Source organism: Nocardia transvalensis NBRC 15921, assembly GCF_000308875.1.
Classification (GTDB): domain Bacteria; phylum Actinomycetota; class Actinomycetes; order Mycobacteriales; family Mycobacteriaceae; genus Nocardia; species Nocardia transvalensis.
In genome coordinates, this window is record NZ_BAGL01000027.1 from 1 (window position 1) to 22,451 (window position 22,451).

Annotated in this window: 18 protein-coding genes; 13 read left to right on the plus strand and 5 right to left on the minus strand. The window is 68.7% G+C overall.

Annotation, left to right across the window (positions count from 1 at the left end; all coding sequences use genetic code 11):
* Window positions 1–244: 244 nt before the first annotated feature.
* The 4 genes from ON41_RS07960 to ON41_RS07975 all read left to right on the plus strand — a co-directional run bounded on the left by ON41_RS07960 (window position 245) and on the right by ON41_RS07975 (window position 4,055).
* Window positions 245–967: a rhomboid-like protein gene (locus tag ON41_RS07960; RefSeq protein ID WP_040746517.1), complete on the plus strand. Its 723-nt coding sequence runs from the start codon at window positions 245–247 to the stop codon at window positions 965–967.
* Window positions 968–1,005: 38 nt separating this feature from the next.
* The gene (nucS, locus tag ON41_RS07965; protein ID WP_040746519.1) at window positions 1,006–1,683 is read left to right on the plus strand and encodes an endonuclease NucS; all 678 of its coding nucleotides are present in this window, start codon (window positions 1,006–1,008) and stop codon (window positions 1,681–1,683) included.
* A 10-nt stretch (window positions 1,684–1,693) separates the two neighbouring features.
* Complete coding sequence (locus ON41_RS07970; RefSeq protein WP_040746522.1) at window positions 1,694–2,002, plus strand: Rv1322 family protein; 309 nt, start codon at window positions 1,694–1,696, stop codon at window positions 2,000–2,002.
* A gap of 139 nt (window positions 2,003–2,141) precedes the next feature.
* Window positions 2,142–4,055, plus strand: a complete 1,914-nt coding sequence (locus ON41_RS07975; RefSeq protein ID WP_246829469.1) for a vWA domain-containing protein — start codon at window positions 2,142–2,144, stop codon at window positions 4,053–4,055.
* A gap of 90 nt (window positions 4,056–4,145) precedes the next feature.
* Here the strand turns inward: ON41_RS07975 and ON41_RS07980 are convergent, their stop codons facing one another.
* Together ON41_RS07980 and mce are read right to left on the minus strand one after the other, a co-directional pair.
* Window positions 4,146–5,141: a coiled-coil domain-containing protein gene (locus ON41_RS07980; protein WP_040746528.1), complete on the minus strand. Its 996-nt coding sequence runs from the start codon at window positions 5,139–5,141 to the stop codon at window positions 4,146–4,148.
* Window positions 5,142–5,227: 86 nt separating this feature from the next.
* Window positions 5,228–5,725, minus strand: a complete 498-nt coding sequence (gene mce, locus ON41_RS07985) for a methylmalonyl-CoA epimerase (RefSeq protein WP_051161099.1) — start codon at window positions 5,723–5,725, stop codon at window positions 5,228–5,230.
* Between the two features lie 67 nt (window positions 5,726–5,792).
* On the opposite strand from mce, the gene ON41_RS07990 reads away from it, so the two are divergent.
* From ON41_RS07990 to ON41_RS08005, 4 genes are all read left to right on the plus strand, one after another.
* Window positions 5,793–7,004, plus strand: a complete 1,212-nt coding sequence (locus ON41_RS07990; protein WP_040746532.1) for an acetyl-CoA C-acetyltransferase — start codon at window positions 5,793–5,795, stop codon at window positions 7,002–7,004.
* Between the two features lie 72 nt (window positions 7,005–7,076).
* Window positions 7,077–7,430, plus strand: a complete 354-nt coding sequence (locus ON41_RS07995) for a DUF3817 domain-containing protein (RefSeq protein ID WP_051161135.1) — start codon at window positions 7,077–7,079, stop codon at window positions 7,428–7,430.
* A gap of 61 nt (window positions 7,431–7,491) precedes the next feature.
* Window positions 7,492–8,346 (plus strand): tetratricopeptide repeat protein, encoded by an 855-nt coding sequence (locus ON41_RS08000; RefSeq protein WP_040746537.1) that lies wholly within the window; start codon window positions 7,492–7,494, stop codon window positions 8,344–8,346.
* 37 nt (window positions 8,347–8,383) lie between these two features.
* On the plus strand, window positions 8,384–8,767 hold the full coding sequence (locus ON41_RS08005; protein WP_051161100.1) for an SSI family serine proteinase inhibitor: 384 nt from the start codon (window positions 8,384–8,386) through the stop codon (window positions 8,765–8,767).
* Between the two features lie 160 nt (window positions 8,768–8,927).
* On the opposite strand, the gene ON41_RS08010 is transcribed toward ON41_RS08005, so the two are convergent.
* Window positions 8,928–10,475 carry an alkaline phosphatase D family protein gene (locus ON41_RS08010; RefSeq protein ID WP_040746539.1) on the minus strand — a complete coding sequence of 516 codons (1,548 nt, stop codon included), beginning with the start codon at window positions 10,473–10,475 and terminating at the stop codon, window positions 8,928–8,930.
* A gap of 31 nt (window positions 10,476–10,506) precedes the next feature.
* Window positions 10,507–11,265, minus strand: a complete 759-nt coding sequence (locus ON41_RS08015; RefSeq protein ID WP_040746541.1) for a dienelactone hydrolase family protein — start codon at window positions 11,263–11,265, stop codon at window positions 10,507–10,509.
* Between the two features lie 103 nt (window positions 11,266–11,368).
* Between ON41_RS08015 and ON41_RS08020 the strand changes: the two genes are divergently transcribed.
* The 4 genes from ON41_RS08020 (at window position 11,369) to ON41_RS38860 (ending at window position 18,713) form a co-directional block, all read left to right on the plus strand.
* On the plus strand, window positions 11,369–13,372 hold the full coding sequence (locus ON41_RS08020; RefSeq protein ID WP_040746544.1) for an alpha-1,4-glucan--maltose-1-phosphate maltosyltransferase: 2,004 nt from the start codon (window positions 11,369–11,371) through the stop codon (window positions 13,370–13,372).
* A gap of 10 nt (window positions 13,373–13,382) precedes the next feature.
* Window positions 13,383–15,536: a 1,4-alpha-glucan branching protein GlgB gene (gene glgB, locus ON41_RS08025; RefSeq protein WP_040746545.1), complete on the plus strand. Its 2,154-nt coding sequence runs from the start codon at window positions 13,383–13,385 to the stop codon at window positions 15,534–15,536.
* A gap of 40 nt (window positions 15,537–15,576) precedes the next feature.
* Window positions 15,577–18,180 carry an alpha-glucan family phosphorylase gene (gene glgP, locus ON41_RS08030; protein ID WP_040746546.1) on the plus strand — a complete coding sequence of 868 codons (2,604 nt, stop codon included), beginning with the start codon at window positions 15,577–15,579 and terminating at the stop codon, window positions 18,178–18,180.
* Between the two features lie 80 nt (window positions 18,181–18,260).
* A complete protein-coding gene (locus tag ON41_RS38860) occupies window positions 18,261–18,713 on the plus strand; it encodes a hypothetical protein (RefSeq protein ID WP_051161101.1) in 453 nt (150 codons plus the stop codon).
* On the opposite strand, the gene ON41_RS08040 is transcribed toward ON41_RS38860, so the two are convergent.
* Complete coding sequence (locus ON41_RS08040; RefSeq protein ID WP_040746548.1) at window positions 18,714–20,768, minus strand: AMP-binding protein; 2,055 nt, start codon at window positions 20,766–20,768, stop codon at window positions 18,714–18,716.
* Window positions 20,769–21,037: 269 nt separating this feature from the next.
* Between ON41_RS08040 and ON41_RS08045 the strand changes: the two genes are divergently transcribed.
* Window positions 21,038–22,399, plus strand: coding sequence for an NCS2 family permease (locus ON41_RS08045; protein WP_040746550.1), 1,362 nt, complete (start codon window positions 21,038–21,040; stop codon window positions 22,397–22,399).
* The last annotated feature ends 52 nt before the right edge of the window (window positions 22,400–22,451 follow it).

Consider the following 22,451-nt stretch of genomic DNA (forward strand, 5'->3'; position numbering starts at 1 on the left):
TACTTCCCGAAGGCCCCCAGCGAAAGCTGGGGGCCTTCGCTGTATATCGGGGCGGCATCTCGGCCATATCCGGACATAATTCATCCCATGACGTGTAGGCCGCCGCGAAGTGGGCAAACAACCTTCTACACGTGGCCGGCGCTCCGGATTCACAGGCACTTCACAAGCAATGGCAACCTGCTCGGAAGTACTTCGCTGGATGATGGACGGGTAGGTCCGGCACACAGCGCGGAAGGAACGATGCATGGTCGGCCAGGCAACGGCCGGGGTCACCCCCACACTCGGCGTCACACGCACCGGGTGGCGGCGGTTCTTCCTGCCGGTCACCTACGGCTACGCCGCCCTCCTCATCACCGTGGCAGCCCTACTGGCGGCCCTGGGGGACAGTGCGCAGAGCCAGGTGATCCTGCACGCCAGCACCAACCTGAGCAATCTGCTGCGCGGCCACTACGCCACGCTGGTCTCCAGTGCCCTCGTCGTCGGTGACGGCGCCGCCGCGGCCCTGATCATCCCCCTCCTGATCTGCCTCCTCGCCCTGGCCGAACTGCGGTTCGGCGCGCTCACCACGATCCGCATCTTCGTCGCCGGCCATATCGGCGCCACGCTGCTGGTCGCCGCGGGGCTGTGGGTGGCCGTCACGGCCGACTGGGTGCCCGTGAGCATCACGACGGCCGAAGACGTGGGCATCAGCTACGGCGCCATGGCCATGATCGGCGCGTTCGTGGTGCTGCTGCCGCGGCGCTGGCGAGCGACCTGGTCCATCAGCTGGCTGGCGGTCGCGGTGTCCGGCGTCGCCATGGGACGGACGTTCACCAACGTCGGACATCTGGTGGCCCTGAGTATCGGCCTGGCCGTCGGCTTCTGGCTGCTGCGCACCCACCGGCTGCGCCTCCCGCGCCTGACGCGGTTCGAATGTGCCCTGCTGGCCATCGCCTCGGCGCTCGGCTATCTCATGCTTGTGGGCTGAATAACGCTGCCCGCCGGCGTTCCCCTAAAGTGCCTGGGGTGCGCCTCGTCATTGCTCGCTGCCAGGTCGACTATGTGGGTCGGCTCACTGCTCACCTCCCGATGGCTCGACGGCTGCTCATGATGAAGGCCGACGGCTCGGTGCTGGTGCATTCCGACGGCGGCTCGTACAAGCCGCTGAACTGGATGAGCCCGCCCTGCTGGCTCGAGGAGCGCGACATCGAGACCGAGGCCGCCAAGCTCTGGGTGGTGACCAACAAGGCGGGCGAGGAACTGCGCATCACCGTCGAGGACATCGAGCACGACACCGAGCACGAACTCGGAGTCGACCCCGGCCTGGTGAAGGACGGCGTCGAGGCCCATCTGCAGGAGCTGCTGGCCGAGCACATCGAGACCCTGGGCGCGGGCTACTCCCTCATCCGGCGCGAGTACATGACCGCGATCGGCCCGGTGGACATCCTGTGCCGCGATGCCGACGGCGCCACGGTCGCGGTGGAGATCAAGCGCCGCGGCGAGATCGACGGCGTCGAACAGCTGACTCGCTACCTCGAACTGCTCAACCGGGATCCGCTGCTGGCCCCGGTCACCGGCGTCTTCGCCGCCCAGCAGATCAAGCCGCAGGCCAAGACGCTCGCCACCGACCGCGGAATCCGTTGCCTGACACTCGATTACAACGCTCTCCGCGGCACCGACAGCGCCGAGTTCCGGTTGTTCTAGGCTCGAAGGCATGCCCCGCCGGAAACCGCGACCCAAGCAGTCGCCGGCGCGGTTCCAGCGGGAGCCGCGTCCGGTCGGCGACGTCTTCGGGCGGACCGAGGCGGGGCCGGGCGGCGGGGACTCCTACACCGTCCGCACCGTCCCCGGTTCTCGCGCGGTGAAGACCTACCGCTGCCCGGGGTGCGATCACGAGATTCCGCCCGGCACAGCGCATATCGTCGCGTGGCGCGAGTACGGCGGCGAGGACGACCGACGACACTGGCATACCGGATGCTGGCGCGGGCGGCATACTCGCACAATCACGCGGCGCTGGTCCTAGAAATTTGTACGAGTTTCCGCGTGCGCGGACGGAAATTCGCCGGCATATATTTCTCAGCAGCTGGAATACGCCTTGCGCTCCTGTCCGATTTTGACTTTGATCAACGAACCCTGCGCTCGATCGATCGGAGTTGAAAAACGTGGCATCAGGTTTAGTACGGTCGCTGGCCGTCGTGGCGGCGGGGGTGATCGGCCTGTTGCCGATGGCCGTTCCCGCGCTGGCCGACGAGGGCGGAGGCGGCGTGCAGTACGCGCCGACGATGGTGATCCTCGACGCGTCCGGTTCGATGGAGCGCCCCGATTCCGGCGGCACGATGATGGATTCGGCGAAGCGCGCGACGCGCTCCTTCGTCTCCGCGGCGCCGGACGCCGCGAAGGTCGGCCTGATGACCTACGGCACCAGCACCGGCAACGCCCCCGAGGAGAAGGCCGCGGGATGTCGTGACGTGAGCCTGCTCAGGCGTCCCGACACCCTCGACAAGGGTGCGCTCACCGCCGCCGTCGACGGGATCACGGCACGGGGTTGGACGCCGATGGGCGTCGCGTTGAAGCAGGCAGCCGAGGCCCTGCCCACCTCCGGGCCGCGTTCCATCGTGCTGGTCTCCGACGGCGACGACACCTGCGCGCCGCCGGATCCGTGCGATGTCGCCCGCGAGCTGAAGAAGCAGGGCGTCGACCTGATCGTGCACTCGATCGGCTTCGCGGTCGAGGCCAACGCCCGGGCCCAGCTGACCTGTATGGCCCAGGCGACCGGCGGAACCTACACGGACGCTCCGGACGGGCGGTCGCTCGAGCAAATCCTGCCGCGCGTGAGCGGCGCGGCCCTGCGGAACTATCAAACCGCCGGAAAGCCTATTACCGGAACGGATAAGTATCGCACCGCGCCGAAGGCGACTCCGGGCCAATATCTCGACACCATCGGTCAGAAGGAAACCCGGTATTACGCCGTCGATGTTCCGGACGGGGCGACCGCCTATTTCAGCGGCACCATGTCCTTTCCTCGCAAAAGTGGTATTTCCGTCACGGACGATCTGAATACCTTGACATTGCGGGTGTACGGAACGGACGGCCGCGACTGCAATGTCTTCGAACACGAAATGGTGACCAAATCCAGTGACGGCGTCGCGCTGACGGTGGCCAAGGCATGGGACGGCGCCACGAAGAAGAAGGACGGCAAGACCGCCGCCGACAGTTGCAAGGGCGGCGGCCCGTACTACTTCGCGCTGGAGTGGGACCACGTCTCGACGGGAGTGCCGGAGCGGCTGCCGATCGAGTTGCTGGTGGGCCTCGAGCCGGCCGTCACCGATCCCGGTCCGGCCGCGGTGCTGCCCGTGACCGCCTTCACCCCGCCGACCGGGCCGGATGTCCCGACCGCCGGTGGTGGTTCGTTCAACGTCGCCACCGAACTGCCGGGCAGCGGGAGCTACACCGATACCTTGCAGCGCGGTGAGTTCGTGTTCTACCGCGTGCGGCTGAAGTGGGGACAGGGCCTGTCGTACCGGGTGCACTTCGAATCGAACGGGCACACCGGCATCGACAATATGTCGAATGTCCAGACGGTCTTCTACACGCCGCTCCGCGAGCGGATCGATTCGGATTTCGCGTCCTACACCGGCTCCGAGAACGTCCTGCCGAATCAGTTCAAGTCGCTGGCCACCGTGCCGATCCGGTACGGCAATCGCAATGCCGACGCCTACGAGCTGCGCAGGCAGAGCGTCGAGGGGTGGTACTACATCGCGGTGAAGGCCGGCGCCACCTCGTCCGAGGGCCCCAACGTGCCGGTTCCGGTGCGGGTGGAGGTCACCGTCGCCGGACAGCCGGAGGCGGGGCCGAAGTATGTCTCGGCGGAGGACGGCGGCATCTTCGGTGAGCAGCGGGCCGGTGGTACCGGCGGCGGCACGGGCGAGACGGGTGGGTCGGTCGAGCCCGCCGTCGCGGCCGAGGCGTCCGGCTCGTCGAAGGGATGGATCGTGGCCGCCGCCGGAGCGGGCGTGGTCGTGGTCCTGCTCGCCCTCGTGGGTGGATTCGTCCTGGGCAGGCGGCGGCGCGGATGACCGTGCGCCGGTAGACATAAGGAAGGCCGCCCCCGCACTGCGGGGGCGGCCTTCGGACGGAATTTTTTGTGTCGCCCGGCGGGTTCGGCGCTAGCTCGAGAGGTCTGCGTTCTCGCGCTCATCGTCGTCGACGAGCTCGTCTTCCTCGGACTTCAGTTCGGGGATGGCCTTCTGGCGGCCGGAGTTCGACTGCTTGCCGGACAGCGAGCGCTGTTCCGGGGCGCCGTCGAGGAGCTCGCTCTCGCGGTTGACCGCGGCGAGCATGGCCGGCACGGAATCGAGCTGACCGCGAATTCCCAAGAGCTGGGCCAGGACTCGGCCTCGCAGGACGCGCATTTCCTCGGCCAGTTCCTTGGCGTGCGCGATCTTGCGATCGGCCTGCTGGGTGGCGGAGGTGACCAGACGGTTGGCCTCGTCGGTCGCGTCCTTGACGCGCTGGGCGGCCTCGCTGCGGCTGCTGGCCTCGAGCTCCTCCATGGCGCGGGTGAGCTTGGTGCGCCGCTCCGCCATGGTGACCTCGAAGTCCTGCTGGGCGGCCTTGCGCTTGGCCTCGGCTTCCTTGGTGATCCGGTCGGACTCCGCGTTGGCGCCCTCGAGGATCTTCTTGGACTCCGAGCGCGCGTTGGCGAGGGTCTGCTCGAACTCGACCTCGAGCGCCTCGCGCTTCTCCTTGGTCTCGGCGAGCAGCGACTCGTACTTGCCGCGCATCTCCGTCGCCTGCTGCTCGGCGATCGAGATCATCTCGGCGGCCTCGGCCTGGGCCTGGGCGCGGACCTCGGAGGCCTCGTCGGAGGCCAGGCGGAGCATGCGCGAGATACGATCGCTCATGCCTTCCGCGGTGGTCGGCGGCACCGACAGCCGGTCGACTTCCTTACGCAGCTCATCGATTTCGTCGCGCGCATCCTCGAGCTGCGCGGCGAGATTTCGGGCTTGGGCTGCGGCGGCATCGCGATCTGTTGCGGTAACCCTTAGTTCTGCATCAAATCGGTCGAAGTAATTGCGCACCTCATCGCGGTCGTAGCCCTTACGGACCACGGTAAACGGCAACGCGACGAAGCGATTGCGATCGGGCTCAGTGGACGACATGCCCCACAAACTACAGCCTGTCGACCGGCCATGGTGACCCGACCGCGAATGTCGTTACGACAAGTTTCCGTAGCCGGATTCCGGTACTAGTGAGTAGGATTCGGCGCAGGCTCCACCAGCTCGATGAGCACACCGCCAGCATCCTTCGGGTGTACGAAGTTTATCCGGGAATCGGCCGTTCCGCGACGAGGCGCGTCGTACAGCAATCGCAGACCTTGTGCACGCAGGAAGGTAGCTACAGCCTCGACATCGGTGACGCGATACGCCAGTTGCTGGAGCCCGGGACCGTTGCGATCGATGAACTTGGCGATCGTGGAGGACTCGTCGACGGGTGCCAGCAACTGCAGAGCAGTCGAGTCGTCGCCGGCGCCGGGCAGCGAGAGCATCGCTTCGTGCACGCCTTGGGACTCGTTGACCTCGCGGTGGGTTTCGACCATCCCGAGGTGCTGGGAGTACCACGCGACGGCGGTATCGAGGTCGGGAACGGCGACGCCGACATGATCGACGGCTATCACGTAGTCGGCGGGGATGAATTCGGGCGTTTCGGAGGTACTCACCCTTCGAACGGTAGCGCGGACCTGCATGGTGGCGCCGGGACACCACCGGTTACCGTGGAGTACGGCGTACCCACTCCACGAAGCGAGGCACATCGTGACCACCACCTCCGTCATCGTCTCCGGCGCGCGTACCCCGGTCGGCCGTCTGCTGGGTGGACTGAAGGACTTCACCGGATCGGATCTGGGCGGGTTCGCGATCAAGGCCGCGCTGGAGAAGGGCGGCGTCCGCGGTGACCAGGTCGATTACGTGATCATGGGTCAGGTGCTGACCGCCGGCGCGGGCCAGATTCCCGCGCGGCAGGCGGCTGTCGCCGGTGGCATCCCGATGGATGTCCCCGCGCTAACGCTGAACAAGGTGTGCCTGTCCGGTATCAACGCAATCGCGCTGGCGGATCAGCTGATTCGCGCCGGGGAGTACGAGATCGTGGTGGCCGGCGGGCAGGAGTCGATGACCCAGGCGCCGCATCTGCTGGAGAAGAGCCGCGAGGGCTTCAAGTACGGCGACGTGACGCTGCGCGACCACATGGCCTTCGACGGGCTGCACGACATCTTCACCGATCAGGCGATGGGCGCGCTGACCGAGACGCGGAACGACGCGGGTGGGAGCAGGGTGGGATCGGACACAGACCACATCACCCGCGAGGAGCAGGACGCCTTCGCCGCCGCCTCGCATCAGCGCGCCGCCGCGGCGTGGAAGAACGGCCTGTTCGCCGACGAGGTGGTGCCGGTGGAGGTGCCGCAGCGCAAGGGCGATCCGGTCGTGGTCGCGCAGGACGAGGGCATTCGCGCCGACACCACGGTCGATTCGCTGGGCAAGCTGCGCCCGGCCTTCCGCAAGGACGGCACCATCACCGCCGGATCGGCCTCGCAGATCTCCGACGGCGCCGCCGCGGTGGTCGTGATGAGCAAGACCAAGGCGCAGGAGTTGGGGCTGAGCTGGATCGCCGAGATCGGCGCCGCGGGCGTGGTGGCCGGCCCGGACTCCACGCTGCAGGACCAGCCGGCCAACGCGATCGCCAAAGCCTGTGCGAAGGAAGGCATTTCGCCCGCCGATCTGGATCTGGTGGAGATCAACGAGGCGTTCGCCGCGGTCGGCATCGCCTCCACCCGCAAGCTCGGCATCGACCCGGAGAAGGTCAACGTCAACGGCGGCGCCATCGCCATCGGCCACCCGCTGGGCATGTCCGGCGCCCGCATCCTCCTGCACCTGGTGCTGGAGTTGAAGCGGCGTGGTGGGGGTGTGGGTGCTGCTGCGCTGTGTGGTGGTGGCGGTCAGGGTGATGCGCTGATCGTTCGGGTTTCCTGAGATCCACTGTGTTGTAACCCACACCAACTACCCGGTGTCGTAGGCGTATACCCGTTGGGCACAATGGTGGCCATGGGCGAATTCTTCGATGTGAGCACCGTGGGTAAGCGCGTGCGGTTGTTCGGACTGCTCGAGGCCCCGTCGTGGGCACTGTTGCTGACGGGGTCGGTGCTCAAGCGGCTGCCGGAGCCGATCACCTGGCCGGTGATGGTGTTCGGCATGCTGCACGGCATCATCTTCCTGCTGTTCGCGGTGAATCTGGTGCTCGCGTCGCGGGAGTACGAATGGCCCGGAAAGACCCTGCTGCTCGGTCTGTTGTCGTCGATCGTGCCGTTCACCTCGGTCTGGTTCGAGCGCTGGGCGATTCGGTCGGGGCAGTTGGGCGATCTGGGTACGGCCGCGGCACCCGAGGTCGCTCGTTCGTGACAAACTGGAAACCGTGACTCGACCTGCCTCACGTCGTCCCTCGCCCGCTGTCGCCGCCGCCATGTCCGGCGCGGTGGATCTCTCCAGCCTGAAACAGCCGGCCGCCACGGATACGCCGACCGATCACGCAGTCACCGAGGCCGATTTCGAGACTCGGGTACTGCGCCGGTCGATGCAGGTACCGGTGGTCATCGTCCTCTACTCGCAGCGCAGTCCGGGCAGCGTGGAGCTGGTGAAGCTCTTCGAGCGCCTGGTCGCCGAGGACGATGGCGCCTGGGACCTGGCCACCGTCGAAGCCGAGCCCAATATGCGCATCGCGCAGGCGCTCGGGGTGCAGGGCATCCCGACCGTCATCGCGGTGGCCGGGGGCCAGCCGCTGGCCGACTTCCAGGGCGGCCAGCCCGAACCCCAGGTGAAGCAGTGGCTCGCGGCCGTCGTCGACGCGGTGCGCGGCAAGCTCTCCGGCGAGGAGGGCGCGCCCGGCGAGGAACTCCCGGCCGAACCGGAGGACCCGCGCTTCACCGCCGCCGAGGACGCGCTCGACCAGGGCGATATCGCCGGGGCCGAGGCCGCGTACGAGAAGATCCTGGCCGAGGAGCCGGGTAATACGGAGGCCAAGGCGGCCCTGCGCAATGTGCGCTTCTTCGGCCGGGCGCAGAACCTGCCCGCCGACGCGATCGCCACCGCCGACGCCGCTCCGGACGATATCGACGCCGCCTTTGCCGCAGCCGATATGGAACTGTTCAACCAGCAGCCGGAGGCTGCCTTCGGCCGCCTCATCGACCTGATCAAGCGCACCGCGGGCGACGACCGCAACCGCGTCCGCACCCGCCTGGTGGAACTGTTCGAACTGTTCGACACGGCCGACCCGGCGGTGGTCGCGGCCCGGCGCAAGCTGGCCACCGCGCTGTACTGAGAAGCACGCTGTCAGGGCCGGGGGGAGAGGCGAGCACATGCTCATCGCACGGAATGCCGTCCGGATCGCGGTCGGCGCGGTTGCCGCGGCGGCGGTGATGCTGCCGGCCGGCAGCGCCGTCGCGCAGGACGACGCGCCCACCCGCCTGGTCTTCACTCGCGAGGACCCCGACCAGCCGACCCGCACGGCCACCCTGACCTGCGACCCGGTCGGCGGTTCCCACCCCACGGCGGCCCCCGCTTGCGGCTACCTGGCCCTACCGGACGCCCTCGCCCTCCCCGAGGAGAACCCGGGCGTCCGGTGCTTCCGCTACCACCCCGTCACGTACCGGGCCGAGGGCACCCTGCGCGGCCGACCGGTGACCGTGGAACACACCTACGGCTGCCTGATCCCGGAACTGGCCGCCCCCTGGGACTTCTGAGGGGCTCACCCCATGCCCACTCGTTTCCCGGCACGCTTTTGGCCGGGATCTGTCGAGCCCGCTGCGGCTGTGGATTCCGGCCAAAAGCATGCCGGAAAATGGGGAGTGTGCGTGGTCGGGAGTGAAGGCATGCGCGTTCATGGTCGGGAGTGGGGCCTGATCAAGCGCTTTCGAGGCCGGGTGAGCGGTCCACGATGACAAAAGAGGCCCTTGTTTCCGCAGGGGCGCCGGGGGTGGAGACGTAGGGGACCGCGCGGAAGTCGGCGTGGATGGCGTCGGGGGTGATGCGGGTGCGGACGTAGCCTCGGCGGTTGTTGTGGAATTTGATGTGGGGGTTGTCGGCGAGGACGGCCGGGGTGGCCTTGGTGGATTCGGAGCCGTCGCCGCCGCTGGTGATCGAGGTGGCGACCAGTTCGGTGCCCACGGTCGGGGCGGCCGGATCATCCCAGCGCTGTTTGATGTCGGTGGCCCACGCCGAATGGACGTCGCCGGTGAGCACCACCGGATTGCGTACGCGTGCCCGGACCCAGCCGTCGACGACGCGGTCCCGGTTGGCGGCGTACCCGTCCCAGGCGTCCGTATTGTTCTTGCGGCCGTGCCCGGTGCCGAGTTCGGAGAAGAAGACCTGCTGGCCCAGGATGTCCCAGCGGGCGCGCGAATCGCGGAATCCGTCCAGCAGCCAGCGCTCCTGATCGCCGCCCGTAATGGTCCGGGTGGGAGTCAGCCGGTCCGGGCAGTCTTTCGTGCCGCCGCCGCAGGCCTGCGCATCGCGGTACTGCCGGGTGTCGAGCATATGGAAGGTGGCCAGGTCACCCCAGCTGAGACGACGGAACAGCTGCAGGTCGCCGCCGCGCGGTAGTTGGGCGCGGCGCAGCGGCATGTTCTCGTAGTACGCACGGAACGCGGCCGCGCGGCGGGCGGGGAAGTTCGGCTGCGGTTTCTGCGGCTTCTCGTACGCGTAGCCCGCCCAGTTGTTGTCGACCTCGTGGTCGTCGAGCACCGGCACCCACGGGGCGACGGCATGCGCGGCCTGCAGATCCGGATCGGTCTTATACTGCGCGTAGCGCTGCCGGTAATTGGCCAGCGTCTCGGCCTCGGGCCCGACGTGGGCGCGCACGTTCCCGCCGTCGAGCGGATAGCCGCCGGGCCCGTATTCGTAGATGTAGTCGCCCAGGTGCAGGATCAGGTCGGGATGGTCCTCCGCGAGCCTGCGGTAGGCGGTGAAGTACCCGTGCTCGTATTGGGCGCAGGAGACGAAACACATGGTGAGAGCGTCGATTCCGGCCCCGGCGGCCGGGGCGGTGCGGGTGCGGCCGACCGGCGAGAGGTGCTCGCCGGCGCGGAACCGGTAGAAGTACTCGGCCCCCGGCCGCAGCCCGTCGGCCTCGATATGCACGCTGTGCCCGAATTCCGGTGCCGCGTCGGCGGTTCCGCGCCGGACGATATCGCCGAACCGCTCGTCGGCGGCGATCTCCCAGCCGACCCCGACCACCCGATCCGGCATGCCGCCCAGCCCGTCGTCGGCCAGCGGATCCGGCGCCAGCCGGGTCCACAGCACCACCCCGGTCGCGGCGGGTTCGCCGGAGGCCACGCCCAGCGTGAACGGATAGCGCAGGCGCGGTGCGGGTTCGGACGGGCCGCCGCAGGCCGCGGCTCCGGCCAGCGCGGCGCCGATCAGGACGCTGCGACGGCTGACACGGCCCGGCATGACACCTCCGGCGGATCGGGTGGGGACGAACTCACGCCAGGGTACGGTTCAGCAGCGCCACGAGTTCCCGCCAGTGGCGCTCGGACGCCTCCTCGTCGTAGGCGGCGGTGTCGGTCTGGGTGTAGCCGTGGTGGGCGCCGGGATAGACCTCGCAGCGGTGGCGGACGCCCGCGTCGGTCAGGGCCTTCTCGAACAGGTCGATCTGCTCCTGGGGGAGCGAGGGGTCCTGGTCCGCGTGGCCGAAATACAGTTCGGCCGTGATGGTTCCGACGGCGAGGTGCGGGCTGTCGGGGGTGTCGGTGGCCAGCTGGGCGCCGTGGAAACCGGCGGCCGCGGCCACCCGGTCCGGATAGATCGCGGCGGTGGCCAGCGACAGCCGGGCGCCCATGCAGTAGCCGGTGACGCCCACCGGGCTGGGAGTGGTCCGGTCGGAGCCGGCCAGATAGTCCAGATACGCGTGGGCGTCGGCGGCCAGGACATCGGGGGTCATGCCCTGGAGCAGCGGGCGCACCTGCTGGAAGATCTCCGGCCGCTGTTCCAGATCGATGAAGTCCGGCAGATCGATCACCGGCGCCCGGCCGTGCCGGTAGTAGACGTTCGGGAGCAAGACCGTGTATCCGTGGCCGGCCAGCCGATCGGCCATCGCCCGCAGGCTCGGGCGGACCCCGAATCCGTCCTGGTAGAACAGGACGCCGGGATGCCGTTCGCCGTCGTCCGGCGCGGTGAGATAGGCGTCCGCGATGCCGTCGGGTGTCGGGACGTCCACTGTCTGGCCCTGCACTGTCGTCATGGAGATGCCTCCTGAAGCGTCGATGACTACGGATCCCGGATTCACGATAGGCCCGGCGGCCGGTATTCATGATCGCGCGGCGAATACCGGTACGGTTGGTCCCGTGACGGGTCGCATCGCCATCGACGACACCGCCCCGGCCATTCCCGGCGGCCGCCCGGCCAAAGCCGTGGTGGGCGAGGTTTTCCCGGTGCGGGCCGTGGTGTGGCGCGAGGGACACGACGCCGTGGGCGCGACGCTCGCCGTGCGGGCGCCCGGTTCCGCGCGCGCCCGGCGGATCCGGATGGCGCCGGACTACGAACCCGACGTGTTCAACGCGGTGTTCACCCCGAGTGAGCCGGGGCTGTGGACCTACCGCATCGAGGGCTGGGGCGATCCGATCGCCACCTGGCGGGCGGCGGTGGAGGCGAAACTGGCGGTCGGCCAGAGCGCCGCGGACCTCGCCAACGACCTCGAGATCGGCGCGCGGCTGCTGGACCGGGCGGCGCAGCAGGTGCCGAAGCGGCAGTGGGAGCGGCTGCGGGCGGCGGCGGCCGCGCTGCGCGGCGACGGGCAGCTGCCCGCCAGGGTGGCCCCCGCCTTCAGTGCGGAGGTCGGCGAGATCCTGCGCGAGACGCCGCTCCGCGACCTCGTCACCCGCGGCCCGCAGCACAGCGTGCTGGTGGAGCGCCGCCGTGCGCTCTACGGCTCGTGGTACGAGTTCTTCCCCCGCTCCACCGGCGGCTGGGACGCCGAGGGCAATCCGGTGCACGGCACCTTCGACACCGCGACGAAGGAGCTGTCGCGCATCGCCGCCATGGGTTTCGACGTGGTGTACCTGCCGCCGGTGCACCCGATCGGGAAGGTGAACCGCAAGGGCCCCAACAACTCCCTGACCGCGGAGCCCGGCGATGTGGGGTCGCCGTGGGCGATCGGCTCCGACGAGGGCGGTCACGACGCCGTCCACCCGCTGCTCGGCACCGAAGACGACTTCGTCCGATTCGTCGGCGCGGCAAGGCAACTCGGTATGGAGGTGGCGCTGGACCTGGCGTTGCAGTGCGCCCCGGACCATCCGTGGGTGCGCGAGCATCCGGAGTGGTTCACGACCCTGCCCGACGGGACCATCGCCTTCGCCGAGAACCCGCCCAAGAAGTACCAGGACATCTATCCGCTGGCCTTCGACAACGATCCCGACGGCCTGTACGCCGAGGTGCTGCGGGTGGTGCGGCACTGGATCGCGTTGGGCGTCACCATATTCCGCGTCGACAACCCGCACACCAAACCCGCCGACTTCTGGGAGTGGCTGATCGCCCAGGTGCGCCGCACCGATCCGGACGTCGTCTTCCTGTCCGAGGCGTTCACCCGCCCGGCCCGGCTGTACGGGCTGGCGCGGCGCGGATTCGGCCAGTCCTATACGTATTTCACCTGGCGCACGGGTAAGCACGAACTCGCCGAATTCGGCCGGGAGCTGGCGGACAAGGCGGACGAGGCGCGGCCCAACCTGTTCGTCAATACGCCCGACATCCTGCACGAGAGCCTGCAGCACGGCGGGCCGGGCATGTTCGCGATCCGCGCGGTGCTCGCGGCGACGCTGGCGCCGGCGTGGGGCGTGTACTCCGGATTCGAGCTGTTCGAACATCAGGCGGTGCGGCCGGGCAGCGAGGAGTACCTGGACTCGGAGAAGTATCAGCTGCGCCCGCGCCCGTTCGCCGCGGCCGCCGCGCGCGGCGAGTCGCTGGAACCGTGGCTGACCCGGCTCAACGAGATCCGCCGCGCGCATCCCGCGCTGCAGCAGTTGCGCTGCATCGCGTTTCACCACGTCGACAACGATGCGCTGCTGGCCTATTCGAAGGTCGATCCCACCACCGGCGACGCGGTGCTGATCGTGGTGAACCTCGACCCGTACGGGCCGGAGGACGGCATGATCTCGCTCGACCTGCCCGCGATCGGCCGGGAGTGGCACGACCACCCGGTGGTGGTCGACGAGGTGAGCGGCGAGGAATACCACTGGGGCCAAACGAATTACGTGCGCCTGGATCCGGTGCGCGCGGCCGCCCACATCCTGGCACTGCCGCCGGTGTCCGCGGCGGCGCGCACGGAACTGGCGTACCGGAGGTCGTTCCGGTGAGGGCGTGCCGATGAACCGGCGCGATCTGATGCTGCTCGCGGCGGGCACCCACCGCGATCCGCACACCGTGCTCGGCGCGCACCCCGACCCCGACGGCACCGTGATCAGAGTCCTTCGCCCGCTGGCGAATTCGGTCTCCGCGCGGATCGGCGGCGAGGACCACCCGCTGACGCGGATGGAGCACGGCGTCTTCGAGGGCGTCGTCCCGTTCCCGGATCTCTGGGACTACCGCCTGCTGGTGTCCTATCCCGGCAGCCGGACCGTGCTCGACGCCGACGGCTACCGGTTCCTGCCGACGCTCGGCGAACTCGACCTCCACCTGATCGGCGAGGGACGGCACGAGCGGCTGTGGGAGGTGCTGGGCGCGCATCCGCGCCGGTACACCACGCTCGATGGCGAGGTGTCGGGGACGTCGTTCGCGGTGTGGGCGCCCAATGCCCGCGGGGTCGCGGTGCTGGGCGATTTCGACGGGTGGACCGGAAATACCGCGCCCATGCGGACATTGGGCGAATCCGGGGTGTGGGAGCTGTTCGTCCCGGGCCTCGAGCCGGGCGCGAAGTACAAGTTCCGTGTGCACGGCGCGGACGGTCGCACCGTCGACCACGCCGACCCGTTCGCCTTCGCCACCGAGGTGCCGCCCGCGACCGCCTCGGTGATCACCCGCAGTACCTACGAGTGGCACGACCGGGACTGGATCGCCGCCCGCGCGAGTACCGATCCGGTCCGGTCGCCGATGAGCATCTACGAGGTGCATCTGGGCTCCTGGCGGCTCGGGCTCGACTATCGCGACGCGGCCGAGCAACTGGCCGAATACGTACTGGAGCAGGGCTATACGCATGTCGAGCTGCTGCCCGTCGCCGAACATCCCTTCGGCGGTTCCTGGGGATATCAGGTCACGTCCTACTACGCGCCGACGGCCCGGTTCGGCACGCCGGACGATTTCCGCGCCTTCGTCGACCGGCTGCACGGGGCGGGGATCGGCGTCCTCCTCGACTGGGTGCCGGCGCACTTCCCCCGCGACGAATGGGCGCTCGCGCGCTTCGACGGCACCCCGCTCTACGAGCATCCCGATCCCCGCCGTGGCGAGCAATTGGACTGGGGCACCTACGTTTTCGACTTCGGCCGGTCCGAGGTGCGCAACTTCCTGGTGGCGAACGCGCGGTACTGGATCGAGGAATTCCACATCGACGGCCTGCGCGTGGACGCGGTCGCCTCGATGCTGTACCTGGACTATTCGCGGCCCGAGGGCGGCTGGGAGCCGAATATCCACGGCGGCCGCGAGAATCTGGAGGCCGTCGCGTTCCTGCGGGAGATGAACGCCATGGTGCACCGCGACCATCCGGGTGTGGTCACCATCGCCGAGGAGTCCACCACCTGGCCGGGCGTCACGCGACCGGCCGACGTCGGCGGCCTCGGCTTCACCATGAAGTGGAATATGGGCTGGATGCACGACACCCTCGGGTATCTCGCCCACGATCAGATCCATCGCAGCTGGCACCACAACGAGATCACCTTCTCGACCGTCTACGCGTGGAGCGAGAACTACGTGCTGCCGATCAGCCACGACGAAGTGGTGCACGGCAAGGGCACGCTGTGGACCCGGATGCCCGGCGACGACTGGGTGAAGGCGTGCGGGGTGCGCGCGCTGCTGGCCTACATGTGGGCGCATCCGGGTAAGCAGCTGCTGTTCATGGGGCAGGACTTCGGCCAGTTCCGGGAGTGGTCGCACGATCGCGGACTGGACTGGCGCGAACTGGAGAATCCGCTGCACGCCGGGATCCGGCGCCTGGTGCGCGACCTCAACGCGGCCTATCGCGCCAATCCCGCGCTGTGGACGCAGGACTCCTCGCCCGGCGGCTACGCCTGGATCGATGCCGACGACCACGCCGGCAATGTCCTCGCCTTCCTGCGCTACGGGGCCGACGGCTCGATCGTCGCCTGCGTCTACAACTTCTCCGGCGCCCAGCACCGCGACTACCGCATCGGACTGCCGAACGACGGGTACTGGCGCGAGATCCTCAACACCGACGCCGCCGACTACGCGGGCAGCGGGGTGGGCAACCTCGGCGGAGTTCGGGCGGTGGCGGAGCCCTGGCACGGACGTCCGTACTCCGCGGCCGTCACCCTCGCCCCGAACAGCGCGGTCTGGCTGACGCCGCAATGACCGCAGGTCACGGGCGGGCTGCCGTGTAAGGTCTAGCAGGGTGAAGGCATTGCGTCGGTTCACGGTCCGTGCCCATCTGCCTCAGCGGCTGGCCGCGCTCGCCGAGTTGGCCACGAATCTGCGGTGGTCGTGGCACATGCCGACACAGGATCTGTTCGCCGGTCTGGATCCGGCGCTCTGGCTCGAGGTCGGGCGCGATCCGGTGCGAATGCTCGGCGAGGTGCCCGCCGAGCGGCTCGACGAGCTGGCCGCCGACGAGGCGTACGTCCGCGCGGTGGACGAGGCCGCGGCGGATCTCGAGGACTACCTGACCCGGCCCCGCTGGTTCCACCGGCAGGAGAACGGCGAGCACGCCGACCGGCTGCCCCGGTCGATCGCGTACTTCTCCATGGAGTTCGGCGTGACCGAGGTGCTGCCGAACTATTCGGGCGGGCTGGGCATTCTGGCCGGTGACCACCTCAAGGCCGCCTCCGATCTGGGACTGCCGCTCATCGGCGTCGGGCTGCTGTACCGCTCCGGATACTTCCGGCAGTCGCTGACCGCCGACGGGTGGCAGGCCGAGCGCTATCCGGACCTGGACCCGCAGGGGTTGCCCCTGCGGGCGCTCACCGACGGGGCGGGTGCTGCGGGCACGGGGTCGCCTGTCCTGGTTCACGTGCCCATGCCCGAGGGGCGGGTGCTGCGGGCGCGGGTGTGGATCGCGCAGGTGGGCCGGATTCCGTTGCTGCTGCTGGATTCCGATATCGCCGACAACGATCCGGAACTGCGGGCGGTGACCGATCGGCTCTACGGCGGCGATCAGGACCATCGCATCAAGCAGGAGATCCTGGCGGGTATCGGCGGGGTGCGGGCGGTGCGCGCCTACACCCGCGCGCACGGCCTGCCCGATCCGGATGTGTTCCATATGAACGAGGGTCACGCCGGCTTCCTCGGCATCGAGCGGATTCGCGAATTCATGGCCGCCGGAATGGATTTCGACGCCGCCCTGGCCGCGGTCCGCGCCGGAACCGTCTTCACCACGCATACGCCGGTCCCGGCGGGTATCGATCGGTTCGCGGGTGCGCTGGTGCGCCGGTATTTCGGCGGCGCGCACGGCGAGCGCGAATCTCCGCTGCTGCCGGGTGTTTCCGTGGATCGGATCGTGGCGCTGGGGCGCGAAGCGGATCCGTCGGTGTTCAATATGGCCCACCTCGGGCTGCGCCTGGCGCAGCGCGCGAACGGGGTGTCGCAATTGCACGGCGAGGTCAGCCGGGCGATGTTCGCGCCGCTGTGGCCGGGTTTCGATGCCGCCGAGGTGCCGATCGGCGCGGTCACCAACGGCGTGCACGCCCCGACGTGGGCGGCGCGTGAATGGATCGACAAGGCCCGCGAACTCGTCGGCCCGGAACTGGTGGAGGAGGCGCGCGGCTGGGAGCGGCTGCGCGACGTCGATCTGAGCGAACTCTGGTCGACCCGGAACGCGTTGCGCGCCACGCTGGTTGCCGAGGTGCGCCGCCGGGTGCGGGCGTCGTGGCTGGAGCGCGGCGCCGCGCCCGCCGAATTGGCCTGGGTGGACGAGGTTTTCGATCCGAACGTGCTGACGGTCGGCTTCGCGCGCCGGGTGCCGACCTACAAGCGGCTGACGCTGATGTTGCGCGATCCGGACCGGCTGCGGGCCCTGCTGCTCGATCCGGAGCGTCCGGTGCAGCTGGTGGTGGCCGGGAAGAGCCATCCGGCCGACGACGGCGGCAAGGCGCTGATCCAGCAGGTGGTGCGCTTCGCCGACGATCCGGCCGTCCGGCATCGCATCGTCTTCCTGCCCGACTACGACATGTCGATGGCCCGGTACCTGTACTGGGGATGCGATGTGTGGCTGAACAATCCGCTGCGCCCGCTCGAGGCGTGCGGCACCTCGGGGATGAAGGCCGCGCTCAACGGATCGCTGAATCTGTCGATTCGCGACGGCTGGTGGGACGAGATGTACGACGGCGAGAACGGCTGGGCCATCCCCACCGCCGACGGCGTCCGCGACGACCACCGCCGCGACGATCTGGAGGCCGCCGCCCTCTACGAGATGTTGCAGCGCTCGGTGCTGCCGCGCTTCTACGACCGCGACCACGACGGCTTGCCGGTGCGCTGGATGGAGATGGTGCGCCACACCTTGCAGACGCTCGGCCCGAAGGTGCTGGCCTCCCGCATGGTGCGTGACTACGCCGTCGGGTACTACATGCCCGCCGCCGTCGCGTATTCCGCTGTGGCACAGGACGATTTCGCCGGGGCGCGGGAACTCGCCGAGTACCGGCGGCGGATCGAGGGGGCGTGGCCCCGGGTGCGGGTGGTCCAGGTCGACAGTTCCGGCCTGCCCGACATCCCGGTGATCGGCGCGACGCTGAACCTGCGCGCCCGTATCGATCTCGCGGGCCTCTCGCCCTCGGACGTCTCGGTCCAGGCGCTGCTGGGCCGGGTATCCCAGGACGACGATCTGTCCGACGTCACGACGGTCGATATGACCCACGCCGGAACGGATTCCGGGGTGGAGGTATTCACGGTGGAGACGCAGGTTCCGCTGTCGGGGGCGGTGGGGTACACGGTGCGTGTGCTGCCACACCACCGGCTCATGTCCACGGATGCCGAATGGGGTCTGGTGGCCACGCCCAGCCCCTGATCGTTTTCCGGCATGCTTTCGGCCGGAATCTCCTGGCGATCGGCAAGTGATCGTTAAGGGCGGTCTTGCATGCTTTTCTCATGCAGGACAGGCAGGATGCGCTCCCCGTGGTCATCGATGCCGTACCGCCGGCCGCGGCGATGCTCGAGGTGCATGTCGCCGCGCCGGTGAGCGGACATCCGCTGGCTCTGATGGCGATGACACCGGAGATCATCGTCGACGGGGTGATCGTTGCGCGGGGGTGGGGGCTGTGGGTGGTGCCGGTGCCGCCCGGGCGTCATCACGTCGTCGTGCACATCAATCGGTTCGGCGTGTATCAGTACCACGCGCAGTTGCCCGTCGAGGCAGGCCCGGGGGCCAGAGTCCCTGTGTACTACAAACTTCCGGTGTCGAATTTCGGGCGGGCGGCCATCGGGACCACGCCGCAGCGCTCGTCCGGCGGCGGCGCGCTCGTCTTCATCCTGCTGCTGCCGCTGTTGCTGGTGCTCGGCATGGTGGCGTTCTTCATGATCATGCTGATCGCCGTGGTCTGATCAGCTCGACTGCACCAGTGTGCGTTTGAGGATCTTGCCGGTGGGGTTGCGGGGGAGGGCGTCGAGGAAGTGCACGTCGCGGGGAACGGAGAAGCGGCCCAGGCGATTGCGGATATAGGTGCGGATCATGTCCGGATCCAGACCGGAATCCGGGCGTTTGACGACGAAAGCCGCCAGGCGCTGGCCGAATTCGCGATCGGGCACGCCGACCACCGCCACCTCGCTCACCTGCGGCAGATGCGACAGCGCCTCCTCGACCGGCCGGGGGAAGACGTTCTCGCCGCCGGAGATGATCATCTCGTCGTCGCGGCCGGCGACGAACAGCCGCCCGGAGGCATCGAGGTAGCCGACGTCGCCGGTATCGAGCATGCCGTCCGCCTCGCCCGGCGGCGCGGCATCGGTGTAGCCGTCGAAGAGCATGTGGTTGCCGACGAAGATGCGCCCGGTCGCCCCCACCGGCACCGGCCGCGAATCGGGGCCCAGCACAGCCACTTTCGTGCCCAGCGGCGGGCGGCCCGCGGTCGTCGGCGAGATGCGCAGGTCGGCCGGGTCGGCGATGGTGGCCCAGGAGACCTCGGTCGACCCGTAGACGTTGTAGAGGACGTCACCGAACAACTCGGTGAACCGCAGCACCGCCGCACCCGCCAGCGGCGCACCGCAACTGGCGACCACGCGCAGGCTGGAGGTGTCGTAGCGGGCCCGCACCTCGGCGGGCAGATCCAGGATGCGGTTCACCATGATCGGCACCACGATGAGCGACGTGACCTGCTGCTCGTCGATGATCCGCAGGCAGTCCTCGGCGTCGAACCGCTCCGTGAGCACCACCGTGGCGCGGATGGGGGTGCTGATCTGCAGGGCCGCCAGCCCCCAGGTGTGGAACAGCGGCGCCGGGATCAGCATGGTCTCGTTCATGCGCAACGGAATTCGCGACAGCAGCGCCGCGACGGTGCCGAAGCCCTTGGGGTGCGGGCGGCGGGCGCCCTTCGGCGTGCCGCTGGTGCCCGAGGTGAGCACGATCAGGGTGCCCGTACGCGGCGGCTTGCCGAAACCCCTTCCGCCCACATCGATCAGGTCGTCGACGGTGGCGCGTCCCGGTTCGGCGAGGTAGTCCGAGGCTGCGTAACGCGGCAGATCCGGGGGCAGGTAGCGGATGAGGTCTTCCAGTTCCGGATCGGCGAATACGGCCGCGAGTTCATGCTTTTCGGCGATCTCGGCGATCCGCCCGGCCGCGAGCCCGGTATTGAGCAGCACCACGTCCACACCGAGTTTGCCTGCGGCGACCATGATCTCGACCATCTCGATGTGATTGCGCGAGAGCAGGCCGATCGCATCGCCGGCGCGGATGTCGAGATCGGCCAGCGCCCCCGCCAGCGCATGCGTCCGCTGATGGATCTCGGCGAAGGTGCGCCCGCCGCGATCGTCGATCAGGGCCGTGCGGTGCGGGTCGTAGGCGGCCGCGGCGGCGTAGCCACCGGCCAGCGTGAAACCCCATTTCGCCAGGCGGCCGAGCTGTTTCACGCCCTTGTCGAACCTGTAGCTGCGCACGACGCCGGTCGCCAGCATCTGCCGTGCGACATCGACCTGCAAACGTCGCGGGGAATCCTCGCCGTTGATCACCATCGACGTGGGCGCGCCGGTCGCGAGATCGGCCAGCCGGTCGAGGGCGGCCACCGTCCAGTCGATCACGTCCTCGTTCGACAGCGCCGGGATCAGCGGATGTGCCCGCGCCGGTGCGAAATACGTGACATTGACCCGAGTCCGCTCGGCGTCGCCGCGCAGCCGGACCGACGCGAAACTGCCCTGCCCGGGACACTGCAACTCCAGCAGCTCGCCCGGCCTGCCGGGCACCAGGCGCACGTCGACGGTGTGGATATCGCCGGCGCCGCCGCCCAGCCGCATGCGCACCAGCGGTGGCCCGCCGTCGGCGCCGAGGTGCTCGCACGCGCCGATGCCGGGGAACACCCGCGGGTAGGTGTCGGGATCCACGAGGAGATCCCAGAGCGCTTTGCGGGCGACCGTCAGCTCGGTGGCCGCCTCGACGACATCGGTAACCAACTGCTTGCACTTCTCGTTCGGCCGCCTCGACAGCTCGGTTCGGCGGATAACGTATTTGTAACGGCAGCCACACGGCAGGTCAAGAAGCATCAGATTGCAGGCGAATTTTGCGTTAAATTGCCCAATGGTTGCGTGTAACTTGCCGTAACGGTTTCCGCATGGCGGTGCGGATTGCTTCCTGTTTGCTCGCGTGGGAATGGCGCGGGGTGAGTGGCGGAAGCTACGGTTCCCAGGGCATTTGTTCCTCCGGGTGAGGTGGAGACATCAGGATGAGTACCGACGTGCAGCCGCGACCACGGGGTCGCCTCGACTCCTACTTCGGAGTCAGCGAACTCGGGTCGACGTACCGGCGCGAGATCATGGCCGGCACCGTGACCTTCCTCGCGATGTCGTACGTGCTCGCCGTGAATCCCTCGGTTCTGGGCGACAAGGGTCAGCTCGGCGCGCTGGGCATTCCCACGCAGGCGGTCTTCACCGCCACGGCCGTCGCCGCCGTCTTCGGCACGCTGGTCATGGGGCTGTGGGCGCGGTATCCGGTCGCGCTCGCGCCGGGGATGGGCCTCAACGCGTTCTTCGCCTACTCGGTGGTGCTCGGGATGGGCATCCCGTGGCAGCAGGCGCTGTCGGGGACGTTCCTGTCGGGCGTGATCTTCTTCGCGCTGGCCGTGACGAAGGTCCGCGAGAAGATCATCGACGCCATCCCGATGCAGATGAAGCTGGCCGTCGGCGCGGGGATCGGCATGTTCGTGGCGTTCCTCGGGCTGAAGAACGCCGGTGTCGTGGTCGCCAGCGACGCCACGCTCGTGCACCTCGGCGACTTCACCAAGGGCAGCACCCTGCTGGCGCTGTTCGGGCTGCTGGTGACGGTGGTCTTCATGGTGCTCCGCTGGCACGGCGCGGTGCTGTACGGCATCGTCGCGACCGCGGTCGTCGGCATCGTGAGCGGGCTGGTGCATCTGCCGGACGCCGTGGTCGCCATGCCGCACGGGCTGAATCAGACCTTCGGGCAGGCGATCATCCATCTGCCGGACGCGTTCACCGGGCAGATGGTGATCGTCGTGCTCACCATGCTGTTCGTCGACTTCTTCGACGCCTCGGGGACGCTGATCGGGATCGCCAACCAGGCCGGGTTGCTGGGCCCGGACGGCAAGCTTCCGCGGGCCGCCCAGGCGCTGGCCGCGGATTCGGTCGGCACCACCGCGGGCGCCATCATCGGCACCTCCACGACCACCGCGTACGTCGAATCGACGGCCGGTGTCAGCGCGGGCGGGCGCACCGGGCTGACCGCGGTGTCCACGGCCGTCTGGTTCCTGATCGCGATGTTCTTCTTCCCGCTGTTCGCGGTCGTCGCCGACGCGCCCGCGGTGACCGCGCCAGCGCTCGTCGTGGTCGGCGTGCTCATGGCGCGGGCCCTCGGCGAGATCGAGTGGGACAAGCTCGAATACGCGATCCCGGCCTTCCTGACCGTGATCATGATGCCGCTGACCTATTCGATCGCCAACGGCATCGCCATGGGCCTGCTGTTCTATCCGATCGTCATGGTCGCCCGCCGGCGCGGGCGCGAGGTGCACTGGGTGATGTGGGTGCTCATGGCGGTATTCCTGGGCTACTTCTTCTTCCTCGCGGAATAACCGTTGAACCGGTTAGGGTTGTCTCCCGTGGTCGAAGCGGACCATGGTCCGA